Here is a 998-nt window from a genome sequence, read left to right on the forward strand (position 1 = left end):
TTAAAAAATGATAGAATGCCAGCGTTTTGCTGGCATTTTTTATAGCGAGAAGCATGTGAATTATCAGATTATTACTAAAAACAAAGACCTAGAACAAGTTTGTGCTCAAGCAAGAGACGCAGATGTCGTAATGCTGGATACCGAGTTCGTACGTATCAGGACTTTTTATCCGCAACTAGGTTTGATTCAGCTTTTCGACGGCAAGCACTTGTCCCTTATCGATCCGACAGAATTAACGGACATGACATCTTTCATCGAACTATTGAAAGATGCATCGGTACTTAAAGTGCTTCACGCCTGTGGCGAAGATTTAGAAGTATTCCAAAATGCATTTGGTTGTACGCCATTTCCAATGGTCGATACACAGTTAATGGCGGCGTTTCTTGGCCACGGGCTGTCAACAGGTTTCGCAACGCTGGTGGAAGAATATTTAGGTGTTGCGTTGGACAAGAGTGAATCTCGCACCGACTGGATGGCTCGTCCTCTCACGCAAAAGCAACTTGATTATGCAGCGGCAGACGTTCACTACTTGTTGCCACTTTACGAAAAATTGCTCGATAAAGTCACTGAAGCTGGCTGGTGGGAAGCGGTGCAGCAAGAGAGCGACTTGTTGGTTTCCAAACGCATTCGCGAAACCAACGAAGAAAATGCGTACCTTGATATTAAAGGAGCGTGGCAACTTAAACCGTCAGAGTTAGCTGTGTTAAAGCCGCTAGCGACTTGGCGTTATCGTGAAGCAATCAAGCGCGACTTAGCACTAAACTTCATTTTCAAAGAAGGTGATTTGCTAACGGTTGCTCGTTTAGGTTTAACAAGCTTTAAAAAGATGGAAGCGGAAGGGATGGATAGCCGCGCGGTCAATCGTCACGGTACTAAAATTGCGGCCATCGTGAAAAAGGCTAAGCAAACGCCACCAGAAGAATACCCAGCTAAAATTGATCGCCTGATGGATTACCCTGGCTATAAGCAAGTTTTCAAAAACATGAAAGATGTCGTGA

1 protein-coding gene is annotated in these 998 nt (G+C 44.4%); it reads left to right on the forward strand.

The window, feature by feature from the left end; translation table 11 throughout:
* Nucleotides 1-55 precede the first annotated feature (55 nt).
* A partial coding sequence (rnd, locus tag R7O13_RS24735; protein ID WP_318304918.1) for a ribonuclease D occupies nucleotides 56-998 on the forward strand: 943 nt, incomplete at its 3' end.

It is taken from the genome of Vibrio sp. Y176 (assembly GCF_033438945.1).